Consider the following 13099-nt stretch of genomic DNA (forward strand, 5'->3'; position numbering starts at 1 on the left):
TTTCACCCTACCCGCGTCCGGAACCGCGTGTCCGCGCCGGACCCGGGTACCCCGCACTCCGGCCCGCTCACCCAGCCCCAGCGGGCGCCGCCCGCGTCCGCGAACGTCACCACGAGCGCCGGGGCACCCTGGAACCGGGCGTAGTCGACCATGTTCACGGTGAGCGGCCCGGCGGCGTGCTCGACCCCGATCGCGGTGAGGCAAGCGGCGAGCGTCTCCGGCCGGGTCAGCCGGTCCAGCCCGCCGAGGGCGCTGAGGCGGTCAGGCGCGCCGGGCAGGGGCGTCTCCGCGCCGTCCTTCGCCGCGCCGGACGCCGCGGCCATGTCCCCCGGATTCGACTTCGTCCCGGCGAACGCCCCGCTTGCGGCGAGGCGTTCCGGTGTCCAGTCGGTGCCGCTGCGCACTGCCGGTCCGGTGGTCCGGTACGGCGCGCCGACCATCGGCGCCGCCTCCCGGGCCGCCTGGTCGGCCGTACCGCTGTCGCCCGGGTCGGCCAGCCGGCCGACACCGAGCCCCACCGCGGCGACCGAGGCGGCGGCCAGGGCCACCGGCCCGGCGATGCGGGCCCAGCGCCGGGGACGACGGCCGGGGCCGCTGTGCCGGTCGGTACGGGGGGCCGTGCCGGGTGGTCGGCTCGCGCCGCCGGACTGCGCCGGGACGACCGGCGTGCCGTCGCGCAGCGCGGGTCCGGCCCCGGCGAGCGCCGCGGTGATCCGGTCGGCCACCACCTGGGGCATCTCCGGCGCGGGGGCCGCGGCCCAGCCGGCCAGGTCGGCGCCGACCAGGTCGACCGCGTCGGCGAGATTCTCGTACGCGGCACGCCACGCCGGGTCCTGCTCGACCAGCCGGGCCACTGTCGCCTGCTCGGGGGTGCCGTCCAGCGCCCCGCCGAGGTAGTCGGCGAGCAGGTCGTGGTCGACCTCGCTGAACTCCCGGGAAGTCACGGCTCCTCCTGGCTGACGGCCTGACGGGACGCTCCCGACGAGGATCCGACGCCCTCGGGGCGCCTGCGGTTCCCGGAGGTGAGCCGCGGCACGTCGGCGGCCGGTGCGTCGGTGCCGGTACGCAGGTGCCCGAGCAGCACGGCGAGGCGGGCCCGGCCGCGGGCGCACCGGCTCTTCACGGTGCCCTCGGCGACGCCGAGCATGGCGGCGACCTCGGCCACCGGGTAGCCCTGCACGTCGACCAGCACCAGCGCGGCCCGCTGTTCGGCGGGCAGTGCCGCGAGCGCCTGCCGGACCACGAGCGCGGTGTCGTGGTCGTGGGCCGGCGCGGCCGGTTCCGGGCCGCCGGTGTGCCGGCCCGGTTCGCCGTCGGTGTGCACGCCGTCGGGCAGCGGGACGGTGGCGTGGGTCTGGCGCCGCCGGATCCGGTCCAGGCAGGCGTTCACCACGATGCGGTGCAGCCAGGTGGTGACCGCCGAGTCGCCCCGGAACCGGGCCGCCGCGCGGTGCGCCGACAGCATGGCGTCCTGGAGGGCGTCGGCGGCCTCCTCGCGGTCGCCGATCGTCCGCAGCGCGACCGCCCAGAGGCGGTCCCGGTGCCGCTGGAACAGCTCGGTGAAGGCGTCCCGGTCACCCGCCGCGTGCGCCCGGAGCAGCTCCAGGTCGGAGCGGCCGGGCTGCGCGCCGTCGCGTTCCGCCATCACCACATCCGGAGGAGGTGGCGCGGCGGGGACGGCGGCCGGGTCACGAGCCCTGGACCACGATCTCCTGGACGCCGAGCTTCCAGCCGCTGCCGCTGTCCTTCGCCGGCAGCTTGGTGATCCAGAACAGCAGGTACTGGTACTTCTGGTCCGGCTCGAAGGCGTTGAAGATCATCTTGGTGCCGCCGTCCTCGTTCGGCGGCCCGATCAACGTCGAGTAGGCGTTGACCAGCTGCTTGTCGCCGGCGGAGGTGGACGGGAAGTCGCCGCGAGCGCCGGTGCGCAGCTCGACGGTGGCGCCGGTGGCCGACAGCGTGGCCTCCAGCTGCTTGACCGAGTGCGGGGCGCCCAGGTCGATCCAGACGCCCATGCCCTTCTTGATCCCGCCGAACTTGCCGTTGTTGCGGTAGCTGTTGGTCTCCCAGCCCTCGTCGTCGTTCCCGTCGATCACCTTCTCGGCGTTGCGCACCTCGGCGCGGTCGCCGTCCGGGTCGATGATCCGTACGGCCTCGATGGTGAGCTTGCGGACCTGCGCGGCGGGCTCGTCCCCGCCCCCGGTGGCCGGCGCGCTGTTCGACGGCTGGGCGACCGGCTCCTTGCCGCCGTCGTCGCCACCACCGAGCGCGTTGATGCCGATGAGCAGCCCGACCAGGGCCACAGCCAGCAGACCGGCGATGCCGATGGCGACCTTGCGACCGCCGGCCGCGGCCAGCGGGGAGGGCTCCTCGCCGGGCTCGGCGGTGAAACGCAGCGGGCCGGCCTGCTCCAGGAACTGCTCGTCGGCCGGGATGTCGAGCCGGCTCAGCTCGGCGGCCAGCACGTCCGACGACGGCGGCGCGATCTCCGGGTCGAGCAGGTCCATGGTGAGGTCGTCGAGGTAGGCGGGCACACCGGCGCGCATCTGCCGGGGCGCGGCGATCGCGCCACCGGCGTCGCGGACGGCGTCCGGCAGGGCGGCGCGGCCGTGCCCGGCGGTGGCGCCGTGCAGCGGGGCCTCGCCGTGCGGCCAGTGCCCGGTCAGGGCGAAGTAGAGCACCCCGCCGACCGCGCGCAGGTCGTTCTCCTGGCTGTCCGCACCGTCGGTACGCGCGTCGGCGAGCACCACCCGGCCGTCGTCGCTGATCATGACGGTGCCGGGGTGAAGGTTGCCGTGCACCATGCCGGTGGCGTGCACGGCGGCGAGGGCACTGGCGACGGCGTTGCCGATAGCGGTGGCCCGGGCCGGGTCCAGTGGCCCGTCGGCGGCGACCATCTCGCGCAGCGACTGCCCGTCGACCCACTCGCGGACCACGTAGGCCCGGTCGTCCTCGTCGATCGCGTCGTAGACGCCGACCAGATTGGGGTGGATGACGCGGCTCGCGGCGACCGCGGCCTGAAGCATCTCGGTGGCGGAGTCGCCACCCGGGTAGCGGAGGACCACGGCGACGGGACGGCGGAGCACCACGTCGACACCGCGCCAGACCAGCCGGCCCGCGCTGTCGTTGTTGATGTGCTCGACCAGTTCGTATCGCTCCGCGAGCAGCTCACCGACCGTGGGAGCACCGAAGGTCACGACCGCAGGAGAGGTCTCCTCCGCTTCCTGACCCTCGCCGACCTGGGTCACCCGTCCTCCCTCGGTGATCGCGTCGATCGATGGACCCGTGCTGCTGGGCATGTGGCTTCCCGCTCTACCTTCGGTGGAACGGCCGCGGTGTCGACACCCGCGTCGATCCCGGTCGTACCCGTCGAGAGCGACCTTACCCGGGATGCCCGGTTCTCCGACATGTCATCTTCCCGCTGTGACCGGCCGGAAGGCCAGTCGCCACGGGCCCCGGCCGGGTCGCCCGCCCACCCGGCGGGCGAGCCGGACACGCACCGCCAATCTAAAGGTTGACGGCAAGGAAGCGGCACAGGGGCGTACCGGTGCGGCGGCGGGAAGGTTTTCCCCGCCCCGGCCTGCGCTCCCTCATCCGTACGGTTGGTTGTCCACAGGCCGAGAGGCCCATTGGACGGCGGAATTCCAAGTTATCCACAGCCGTATCCCCAGCCTGGTGATCCTCGTTCACCGTCGGTCACCGAGGGGGTCAACGCCCGAGGCGCCGCCGGACCATCCCGACCACCTCGGTGATCTCGCCGATCCGCAGCACCATGGCGAGCCCGAGGTAGGTCGCGCCGATCGCCGCGCCGCCGATCACCAACTGGACCGCCGCGGCGAGCCAGCTCAGGCTCGCCGGGTCGCCGGGGAGCACCGCGACCACGAGTACGCCGACGAGCGCGGCGCCGAGCGCCGCCACGACCACCCGCCCGAGCGTCCGCATGATCCCGCCCAGCCCGATCCGGCCCACCCGGGGCCGCAGCAGCATCGCCGAGATGATCGCTGCCGCCAGGTACGACACCGCGTTGCCGAGCATCATCCCGGCCGCCGCGAACGTGTTCGAGAAGAGCAGGAACAGGCCCACCTGGAGCAGGACGCGCAGCGCCACCACCGGAATGTTGATCAGAGCCGGGGTGCGGGTGTCCGGCAGCGCGTAGAACGCGAACGTGAAGAGCTGGCTCACCGCGAACGGCACCAGGCCGAGCGCCGCCACCAGCAGCACGGTCGAGGTGGCCACCGCGTTGTCGCCGGTGAACGCGCCGTACCGGAACACCACCACCGAGATCGGGGCGGCCAGCACCGCGTAGCAGACCGCGATGGGTGCGAGCACCGCGGTGACCATCCGGGTGCCCCGGGACAGGTCGGCGGTGACGTCGTGGAACCGGTTCTCGGCCGCGGCCGCGCTCATCCGGGGCATCAGCGCGGTGATGATCGAGACGGCGATGATGCCGTGCGCCATCATCAGCAGCAGGAACACGTTGTTGTAGATCAGCAGGCCGGCGTTCTCGCCGTCCCCGCCGGTGGCCCGGTTGAGCAGGTTGACCACCACGAAGAGGCCGAGCTGGTTGACCGCGACGTAGCAGAACATCCAGGCGCCGAGCCGGGCCAGCTCGCGCAGCCCCAGCTCGCGGAAGTCGAACCGCGCCTTCCACCGGAAGCCGACCTTGCGCAGCGCGGGCAGCAGTCCGATCGCCTGCACCGCCACGCCCAGCAGCGTGCCGCCGCCGACCAGCAGGATCCGGTCCCAGCCCACCTCGTCGGGCCGGAGGCCGGTCGCGCCGAAGACGACGATGTACAGGCCGAACGTGCCGATCGAGACGAGGTTGTTGAGGATCGGCGCCCACATCGGGGCGGCGAAGTGCCCGCGCGTGTTCAGCACCGCGGCGATCAAAGCGCTGATGCCGGTGAAGAACAGCATCGGCAGCATCAGGTACGACAGCCGGGTGACGAGCGTGGTGTACGCCGGGTCGTCGCCACCGGCCGCGTACACGGCGGTCAGCACCGGGGCCAGCAGCACCGCGATCAGCGCGGTCGCGGCGAGCGCCAGCACCGCGAGGGTCAGCAGGCGCTGTGCGTACGCCTCGCCCCGGTCCGCGTCGATCTTGCGGCGGCGGACCAGCACCGGAACCAGGACGCTCGTCAGCACGCCGCCGAGCAGGAACTCGTACACCTGGTTGGGCAGGAACTGGGCGGTGGTGAACGCGTCACCGACCATGGTGCCGAGCGCGGCACCGATCATCAGGTTGCGGATGAAGCCCGTACCCCGGCTCACCAGGCTGCCGATGGCCATCACCGCGCTGTTCGCCGCGGCGCTGGTCTCGGCGACCACCTCCTGCGGCGGCGCGACGGCCTCGACGCCGGGCTGGTTCAGCGGCTCGGCGGAGATGAAGGTGGCGCCGTCGTCCGGCGGCAGGCCGCCGCCGTGCGCGTTCGCGCTGCGGTAGAGCCCGCCGCTCATCTGCCAGCCTCCAGGGGGTACGTGGCGACCGGGCCCGGCCGGCCCCGCCCAACCGGAACCTTAGTCAACCCGGGCCCGTTACCCGCGCCCGGCGCGGTCGATCCACCTCCGGCCCGATAGGCTGGCGATCCCATGTCCGAAGCCTCCGCCTCCCACGCCGCCGACCGCCGCGAACTGACCGCCGCGCAGCGCAACGCCGTCGCCGAACTGCTCCGAGTCTCACCGGTCGCCGACGAGCTGGGCCGGCGCTTCGCCCAGGCCGGTCACGAACTGCACCTGGTGGGCGGATCCGTCCGCGACGCGCTGCTCGGCCGGCTCGGCAACGACCTCGACTTCTGCACCGACGCCCACCCGGACGAGACCATCAAGGTCATCCGCGGCTGGGCCGAGTCGATCTGGGAGACCGGACGCGAGTTCGGCACCATCGCCTGCCAGCGCGACGGCCTCAACCTGGAGATCACCACGTTCCGCGCGGAGGTCTACGACCAGGTCAGCCGCAACCCGGTGGTGCAGTACGGCACCAGCCTGACCGAAGACCTCAAGCGCCGCGACTTCACAGTCAACGCGATGGCGGTCAGCCTGCCCGACCACCGGTTCACCGACCCGTACGGCGGGCTGGCCGACCTCGCCGCCAAGATCATTCGTACCCCCGGGACGCCGCAGGAGTCGTTCCGCGACGACCCCCTGCGGATGCTGCGCGCGGCCCGGTTCGCCGCCCAGCTCCGCTTCGCCGTCCACCCGGACGTCCGTGCGGCGATGACCGAGATGGCCGCGGACCTGGACCGGATCACCGCCGAGCGGATCCGGGACGAGTTCACCAAGCTGCTCTGCGGCGCCGACCCGATCACCGGGCTGCGCCTGCTGGTCGACACCGGGCTGGCCGAGCGCTTCCTGCCCGAGCTGACCGGCCTCAAGCTCACCATCGACGAGCACGCCCAGCACAAGGACGTCTACGAGCACACGCTCACAGTGGTCAGTAACGCCATGTCGATGGAGTCCGACGGCTGCGACTTCGTGCTGCGCATGGCCGCGCTGATGCACGACGTCGGCAAGCCCGCCACCAAGGCGGTCGGCACGGACGGCCGGGTCAGCTTCCACCACCACGAGGTGGTCGGCGCCCGGCTGACCAAGAACCGGATGAAGGCGCTGCGCTACTCCAAGGAGATCACCTCCCAGGTGGTCAAGCTGGTCGGGCTGCACCTGCGCTTCTACGGGTACGGCCGCGGCGAGTGGACCGACTCGGCGGTGCGCCGGTACGTCACCGACGCCGGTGACCTGCTGTCCCGCCTGCACAAGCTGACCCGCTCCGACTGCACGACCCGCAACCGGCGCAAGGCGGCCCAGCTCGCGGCCGACTACGACGCGCTGGAGGAGCGGATCTCCCGGATCGCCGCCGAGGAGGACCTGGCCCGGGTCCGGCCCGACCTGGACGGCAACGCGATCATGGAGCTGCTCGGCGTACCGCCGGGGCCGGTGGTCGGTCGCGCCTGGCAGTACCTCAAGGAGCTGCGCCTGGAGCGGGGCCCGCTGGACCGCGACGAGGCCGAGGCGGAGCTGCTGCGCTGGGCGCGCGACGAGGGCATCACCGGCTGAGACCGGCGTCCGTGATCTGACGACGATACGGCGGCGTGTCGACCGATCGGTTGACCCGTTCCGGTCGATGTCTCCCGCATGATGAGTCATCGGCAGCCGCCGAATCGACAGATGTGGCTGTCCGATCTCATCCGCCCGTCCGCTCCGGACGGTCGCTGGACACGGGGAGTCAATTCATGACACGTCACGGCGGCCTGCGCCGCTCCGCGCTCGTGGGGCTCGCCCTCACCAGCGCCACCTCCATACTCTGCGCCACAGTCGCCGGCCCGGCCCTGGCCGACCCGAAGCGACCGTCGGTCCGCGGCGCCGGCACGGCCGAGGCGGTGCCCGGCCGCTACATCGTGGTCCTCAAGAAGGGCAAGACCACCCCGGCCAAGGTGAAGTCCGCCGCGTCCGCGCTGGCCGGCGAGCACGGCGGCACCGTCCGCCGGGTCTTCGGCAAGGCGCTGAACGGCTACTCCGCCACGATGGACGTCCGGCAGGCCGCGCGGCTCGCCGCCGACCCGGACGTCGAGTACGTCCAGCAGGTCCAGCGCTGGAGCACCGCCGGCACCCAGACCACCCCGCCGTGGGGCCTGGACCGCATCGACCAGCTCAAGACCCGGACCGACGGGAAGTACACCTATCCGGCGACCGGCGCCGGGGTGACCGCCTATGTGATCGACACCGGCATCGACATCGACCACCAGGACTTCGACGGGCGGGCCGGCAACGGCTACGACGCCGTCGAGCAGGACAACGTCGCCCAGGACTGCCACGGGCACGGCACCCACGTGGCAGGCACGATCGGCGGTACGACGTACGGCGTCGCGAAGGCCGTCGAGCTGGTCGCCGTCCGGGTCCTCAACTGCGACGGCGAGGGCGACAGCGAGCAGGTGATCGCCGGCATCGAATGGGTCACCACCAACGCCACCGGGCCGTCCGTCGCGAACATGAGCCTCGGCGTCGGCCGCGTCGACCAGGCCGTGAACGACGCGGTCGCCCGCTCGATCGCTTCCGGCATCACGTACGCGGTCGCCGCCGGCAACATCATGGCGAACGCCTGCGAGTCCTCGCCGGCGAGCGTGCCCGCCGCCATCACCGTCGGCGCCACCGACCGGGTGGACATGCGTGCCTGGTTCTCCAACTACGGCCGCTGCCTGGACCTCTTCGCCCCGGGCACCGGCGTCGTCTCGGCCAAGGCCGGCACCAGCGCCGGCTCGGAGTCGATGAGCGGCACCTCGATGGCCTCCCCGCACGTGGCGGGCGCCGCCGCGCTGCTGCTGGAGGAGCACCCGGACTGGTCGCCGCAGCAGGTGCGGGACTCGGTCGTGACCACCGGCATCGGCGGGGCGGTGCACGACACGATGGGCTCCACGGACCGGCTGCTGCACATCGGCGCGGCGGCGACGGCCCGCGGTTCGTACGGGCTCAAGGCGCGTGGCAACGGCCGGTACGTCACCGCGGAGAGCGCCGGGGCGAAGCCGCTGATCGCCCGCGGCACCACCATCGGGGCCTGGGAGAAGTACGACGTGGTCGACGCCGGCGGGGGCCTGTTCGGCCTGCGGGCGCGGGTCACGAACAAGTTCGTCACGGCGGAGAGCGCCGGGGCCAAGCCGCTGATCGCCCGCTCGGCCACCATCGGCGCCTGGGAGAAGTTCCAGATCGTCGACAACACCGACGGCACGATCAGCCTGAAGGCGGCGATCAACGGCAGGTACGTCACCGCGCCCAGCGCCACCTCGCCGCTGATCGCGAGCAAGACCGCGATCGGCACCGCCGAGAAGTTCGACTTCGACGCCCCGGCGCCGCTCGTGAGCATCAAGTCGGTGGTCAGCGGCAAGTTCGTGACGGCGGAGAGTGCCGGGGCGAAGCCGCTGATCGCCCGCTCCGCGACCGTCGGCGCCTGGGAGAAGTACGAGCTGGTGAACGTCGGTGACGGCTTCGGCACCTTCGGCCTGAAGGCCCAGATCAACGGCAAGTTCGTGACGGCGGAGAGCGCCGGGGCGAAGCCGCTGATCGCCCGGGGTGCCTCGATCGGCGCGTGGGAGGGGCTGTCGCTCCTGCACTACAACGCCGACGGCTCGGTCTACCTGTACGCGAACGTCAACGAGAAGGCGGTCACCGCCGGCAGCGCCGGTACCAGCCAGCTCATCGCCAGCCGGACCATCGACTGGGGCGGCCCGCCCTTCGATCTGGGCGAGGGCGAGAAGTTCGTCATCGCCGTGCTCTGATCCGTACCACCGCACGACGCCCGCCGGCTCCCCGAGGGGAACCGGCGGGCGTCCGTCGTCACTGGGTGACTGTGGTGCCGTCCACGGTGTTCTTGCCGTTGTTCTGCGCGCTGCTGCCCAGCCGGGCCAGCAGGCCGGCCAGGTCGATGCCGGTCAGGTCGCTGCCGAGCTGCAGGCCCTGGGCGACGTTTCCGGCCACCGACTTGGTCAGCGACGACGCGCCGTCGGTGGAGATCACAGTCATCTTGTCGATCGCGCCGATCGGGGCGCTGGCCGCGCCGACCACCTCGGGCAGCACCTTGACCAGCAGGTCCAGGACGGCCGCCTCGCCGTACGCGGCGAACGCCTCGGCCTTGCGGGCCATCGCGTCGGCCTCGGCCTGACCCTTGGCGAGGATGGCCGCGGCCTCGGCCTGGCCCTCGCGCTCGACCGCCTCGGCGATCGCGGAACGGCGGCGCTGCTCGGCCTCGCCCTCCTTGGCGCCCTCGATCGCGTTCGCCTCGGCCAGCGCGGCCCGGCGGGCCCGCTCGCCCTCACCGGTGAGGCGGGCCTGCTCGGCGGAGGCCTGCGCGGCGGCGATGGTGGCCTGCCGCTGCGCGTCGGCGTTGAGCACCGCCGCGTTGCGGGCCGCCTCGGCCTCCTGCTCGACCTTGTACCGGGCCGCGTCGGCCGGCTTGCGCACCTCGGTGTCGAGCTGGCGCTGCTTCAGCTCGGCGTTGCGCTCGGCCACCTTCTGCTGCTCGGAGAGGATCGCCTGGTCCCGCTCGGCCTGGGCGAGCGGACCGGCCGCGGCCGACTTCGCCTTCGCCGCGTCGATCTCGGCCTGGATGCCGGCCTGCTTGAGCGCCAGGTTCCGGTTCGCCTCGGCGATCGCCTCCTCGGCGAGCAGCCGCTCCTGCTCGGCCTGCTGCCGGGCCCGCGCCTCGGCGATGGCCGCGTCCTTGAGCACCCGGGCCGCCTCGGGCCGCCCCAGGTCCTGGAGGTAGGAGCCCTCGGCCGAGATGTCCTGGAGCTGGAACGTGTCCAGCACCAGGCCCTGGTTGGTCATCGAGTGCTCGGCCTCCTCGGCGACCGCGCTGGCGAACGCCGCCCGGTCCCGGATGATCTCCTCGACGGTGAGCCGCCCGACGATCGAGCGCAGCGCGCCGGCGAGCACCTCGCGGGTGAAGTTGTCGATCTCCTCCTGCTGGTTCAGGAAGCGCTGGGCGGCGGCGCGGATCGCGTCCTCGGTGCCGCCGACCTTCACGATCGCCACGCCGTGCAGCTCGGTGCGGATGCCCTGCTTGCTCACCGCGCCGCGGATGCTGACGTCGATCCGGCGGCTGGACAGGTCGAGCGACTGGAGCTTCTGCACCACCGGCAGCACGAAGACCGAGGCGCCGAGCACGACCTTCTGCCCGGACATGTCGGTGGAGCGGGCTCCGTCGGCGGACTGGGTGGTGCGGCCCTTGCGGCCGGTGACGATGAACGCCTGGTTCGGCCCGGCCACCTTGATCCGGGACAACACGAAGAGGACGAGGACGACGGCGAGGAGGACCGCGCCGCCGATGGCGACGAGCAGGGGCATGGGCGTTCCCGTCTGTGTGGTGGTGTGTCAGTAGGTCTCGACGTGCACGCTGGTCTCGCTCAGTGCTTCGACCACGAAGATCCGGGTGCCGACCGGCATCGGCCCGTCGGCGCGGGCGTTGAGCTTCACCGGCTGGCCGGCGAGGCGTACCCGCACCTCGCCGTAGCCGCCGCTGGGGATCGGCGTCACCACCAGGCCGATCGCGCCGGCCAGGTGGTCGCGGGTGGGTGTGGCGTCGGTGCGCATGTTGCGGGCCGCGCGGCTCAGCCGCGCCGCCAGCCAGCCGGTGGGCACGGCCGCGAGCGCGCCGCCGGCCACCGCCGCCGCGATCATTCCGGGGGTACGGCCCCCGAGCAGCTCGTTGACGATCGCGCCGCCGAAACCGAACGCCCCGGTGAACCCGGCGGCCGCCTCCAGCGACACCGGCCCGTCGACGTCCGGCTGGCCGAGGTGGAGCACTCCCGAGCCGAGCAGGGCGAGCGTCAGCACGCCGACACCGACCCCGCCGATGATCAGGAAGATGAGCGTCCCGGTGGCCATGACCTGCACGGTATCGACGCCGTGCAACATCGACTTCGCTCAGCGGTCGTCCAGCCCGCCCTCAGCGAGGCAATGCCGGCGGGCGCGCGACAATGGGTGCCATGCGCTGGACCGTGCTCGACTCGCCGATCGGGGAGTTCTCCGTCGGCACCGACGACGACGCGGTGCGCGGCGCGCACTTCGGCCGGGTGGACGGGGCGGCCGACGAACCCGGTGACGTGGTGGCCCGGCTGGCGGTGGCGGAGCTGCGGGCGTACTTCGCCGGTGAGCTGACCGAGTTCACGGTGCCGGTGTCGGCGCCCCGGGGCTCGGAGTTCGAGCGCGCGGTGTGGCGGGAGATGACCCGCATCCCGTACGGGGAGACGAAGACCTACGGCGAGGTGGCGAAGGCGGTCGGAGATCCCGGCGGCGCCCGGGCGGTCGGGGTGGCCTGCAACCGCAATCCGGTGCCGGTGATCGTGCCCTGTCACCGGATCGTCGGTGCGGGCGGCAAGCTGGTCGGCTTCGGCGGCGGGCTGCCGCGCAAGGTGACGCTGCTGGAGCTGGAGGCGTCGGTGGCGCTGCGGCGAGCCTGGTCCTGACGTACGCGAAGAAAGAAGGCCGGGTCCGCGCGGACCCGGCCTTCTTTCTTCGTGCTCGTGAGACGTGTCAGCGCTCAATCTCGCCGGCGATGAACGCCTCGACGGCGGCGTGCGCGTCGTGGTCGGCGTACTGCTCCGGCGGGGACTTCATGAAGTACGAGGAGGCGGAGAGGATCGGGCCACCGATCTTCCGGTCCAGCGCGATCTTCGCGGCGCGGACGGCGTCGATGATGACACCGGCCGAGTTCGGCGAGTCCCACACCTCGAGCTTCAGCTCCGCGTTGAGCGGGGTGTCACCGAAGGAGCGGCCCTCCAGGCGGATGTACGCCCACTTGCGGTCGTCCAGCCAGGGCACGTGGTCGGACGGGCCGATGTGCACGTCGCTCTTGCTCATCTCGTGCGGGATCTGGGAGGTCACCGACTGGGTCTTCGAGATCTTCTTCGAGACCAGGCGGTTGCGCTCCAGCATGTTCATGAAGTCCATGTTGCCGCCGAAGTTGAGCTGGTACGTGCGCAGCAGCTCGACCCCGCGGTCCTCGAAGAGCTTCGCCAGGGCGCGGTGCACGATGGTGGCACCGACCTGGCTCTTGATGTCGTCGCCGACGATCGGCAGACCGGCGTCGGTGAACTTCTTCGCCCACTCCGGGTCGGAGGCGATGAAGACCGGCAGGGCGTTCACGAACGCGCAGCCGGCGTCGATCGCGGCCTGGGCGTAGAACTTGTCGGCCTCCTCGGAGCCCACCGGGAGGTAGGAGACGACCACGTCGACCTGCGCGTCGCGCAGCGCCTGCGCCACGTCGACCGGCTTGGCGTCCGACTCCTCGACGATCTCGCGGTAGTACTGGCCGAGACCGTCGAAGGTCGGGCCGCGCTGCACGGTGACGCCGGTCGGCGGCACGTCGCACAGCTTGATCGTGTTGTTCTCGCTGGCGACGATCGCCTCCGCGAGGTCCATGCCCACCTTCTTGGCGTCCACGTCGAACGCCGCGACGAACTTCACGTCCGAGACGTGGTAGTCGCCGAAGGTGACGTGCATGAGACCCGGGACGCGGTCGTTCGGGTCGGCGTTCCGGTAGTACTCCACGCCCTGTACGAGGGACGAGGCGCAGTTACCCACACCGACGATGGCGACGCGGACGGAGCCCATA

10 protein-coding genes are annotated in these 13099 nt (G+C 72.3%); 3 read left to right on the forward strand and 7 right to left on the reverse strand.

Features of this window, described 5'->3' with window-relative positions:
* Positions 1-2 precede the first annotated feature (2 nt).
* The 4 genes from ACN27C_RS08635 to murJ form a co-directional block, all read right to left on the reverse strand.
* Positions 3-944 (reverse strand): hypothetical protein, encoded by a 942-nt coding sequence (locus tag ACN27C_RS08635; RefSeq protein WP_422750883.1) that lies wholly within the window; start codon positions 942-944, stop codon positions 3-5.
* The gene (gene sigM / locus ACN27C_RS08640; RefSeq protein WP_358170594.1) at positions 941-1645 is read right to left on the reverse strand and encodes an RNA polymerase sigma factor SigM; all 705 of its coding nucleotides are present in this window, start codon (positions 1643-1645) and stop codon (positions 941-943) included. Before sigM ends, ACN27C_RS08635 begins: the two co-directional genes overlap by 4 nt.
* A gap of 43 nt (positions 1646-1688) precedes the next feature.
* A complete protein-coding gene (locus ACN27C_RS08645) occupies positions 1689-3299 on the reverse strand; it encodes a protein kinase family protein (RefSeq protein WP_162959262.1) in 1611 nt (536 codons plus the stop codon).
* Positions 3300-3708: 409 nt separating this feature from the next.
* Positions 3709-5457, reverse strand: coding sequence for a murein biosynthesis integral membrane protein MurJ (murJ, locus tag ACN27C_RS08650; RefSeq protein WP_047892728.1), 1749 nt, complete (start codon positions 5455-5457; stop codon positions 3709-3711).
* A gap of 132 nt (positions 5458-5589) precedes the next feature.
* Here murJ and ACN27C_RS08655 point away from each other — a divergent pair, with 132 nt between their 5' ends.
* Positions 5590-7050, forward strand: a complete 1461-nt coding sequence (locus tag ACN27C_RS08655; RefSeq protein ID WP_120572530.1) for a CCA tRNA nucleotidyltransferase — start codon at positions 5590-5592, stop codon at positions 7048-7050.
* Positions 7051-7226: 176 nt separating this feature from the next.
* On the forward strand, positions 7227-9263 hold the full coding sequence (locus tag ACN27C_RS08660) for a S8 family serine peptidase (protein WP_422750884.1): 2037 nt from the start codon (positions 7227-7229) through the stop codon (positions 9261-9263).
* Between the two features lie 58 nt (positions 9264-9321).
* On the opposite strand, the gene ACN27C_RS08665 is transcribed toward ACN27C_RS08660, so the two are convergent.
* Together ACN27C_RS08665 and ACN27C_RS08670 are read right to left on the reverse strand one after the other, a co-directional pair.
* A complete protein-coding gene (locus ACN27C_RS08665) occupies positions 9322-10830 on the reverse strand; it encodes a flotillin family protein (RefSeq protein WP_120572532.1) in 1509 nt (502 codons plus the stop codon).
* A gap of 27 nt (positions 10831-10857) precedes the next feature.
* Positions 10858-11400, reverse strand: coding sequence for a hypothetical protein (locus ACN27C_RS08670; protein ID WP_120572533.1), 543 nt, complete (start codon positions 11398-11400; stop codon positions 10858-10860).
* Positions 11401-11471: 71 nt separating this feature from the next.
* Between ACN27C_RS08670 and ACN27C_RS08675 the strand changes: the two genes are divergently transcribed.
* Positions 11472-11951, forward strand: a complete 480-nt coding sequence (locus tag ACN27C_RS08675; protein ID WP_422750885.1) for a methylated-DNA--[protein]-cysteine S-methyltransferase — start codon at positions 11472-11474, stop codon at positions 11949-11951.
* Between the two features lie 67 nt (positions 11952-12018).
* Here ACN27C_RS08675 and ACN27C_RS08680 read toward each other — a convergent pair whose 3' ends face one another.
* Positions 12019-13098 carry an inositol-3-phosphate synthase gene (locus ACN27C_RS08680; RefSeq protein ID WP_013289364.1) on the reverse strand — a complete coding sequence of 360 codons (1080 nt, stop codon included), beginning with the start codon at positions 13096-13098 and terminating at the stop codon, positions 12019-12021.
* Between the last annotated feature and the right edge of the window lies 1 nt (position 13099).

It is taken from the genome of Micromonospora sp. WMMD1219 (assembly GCF_049315215.1).
GTDB classification, from domain to species: domain Bacteria; phylum Actinomycetota; class Actinomycetes; order Mycobacteriales; family Micromonosporaceae; genus Micromonospora; species Micromonospora tulbaghiae.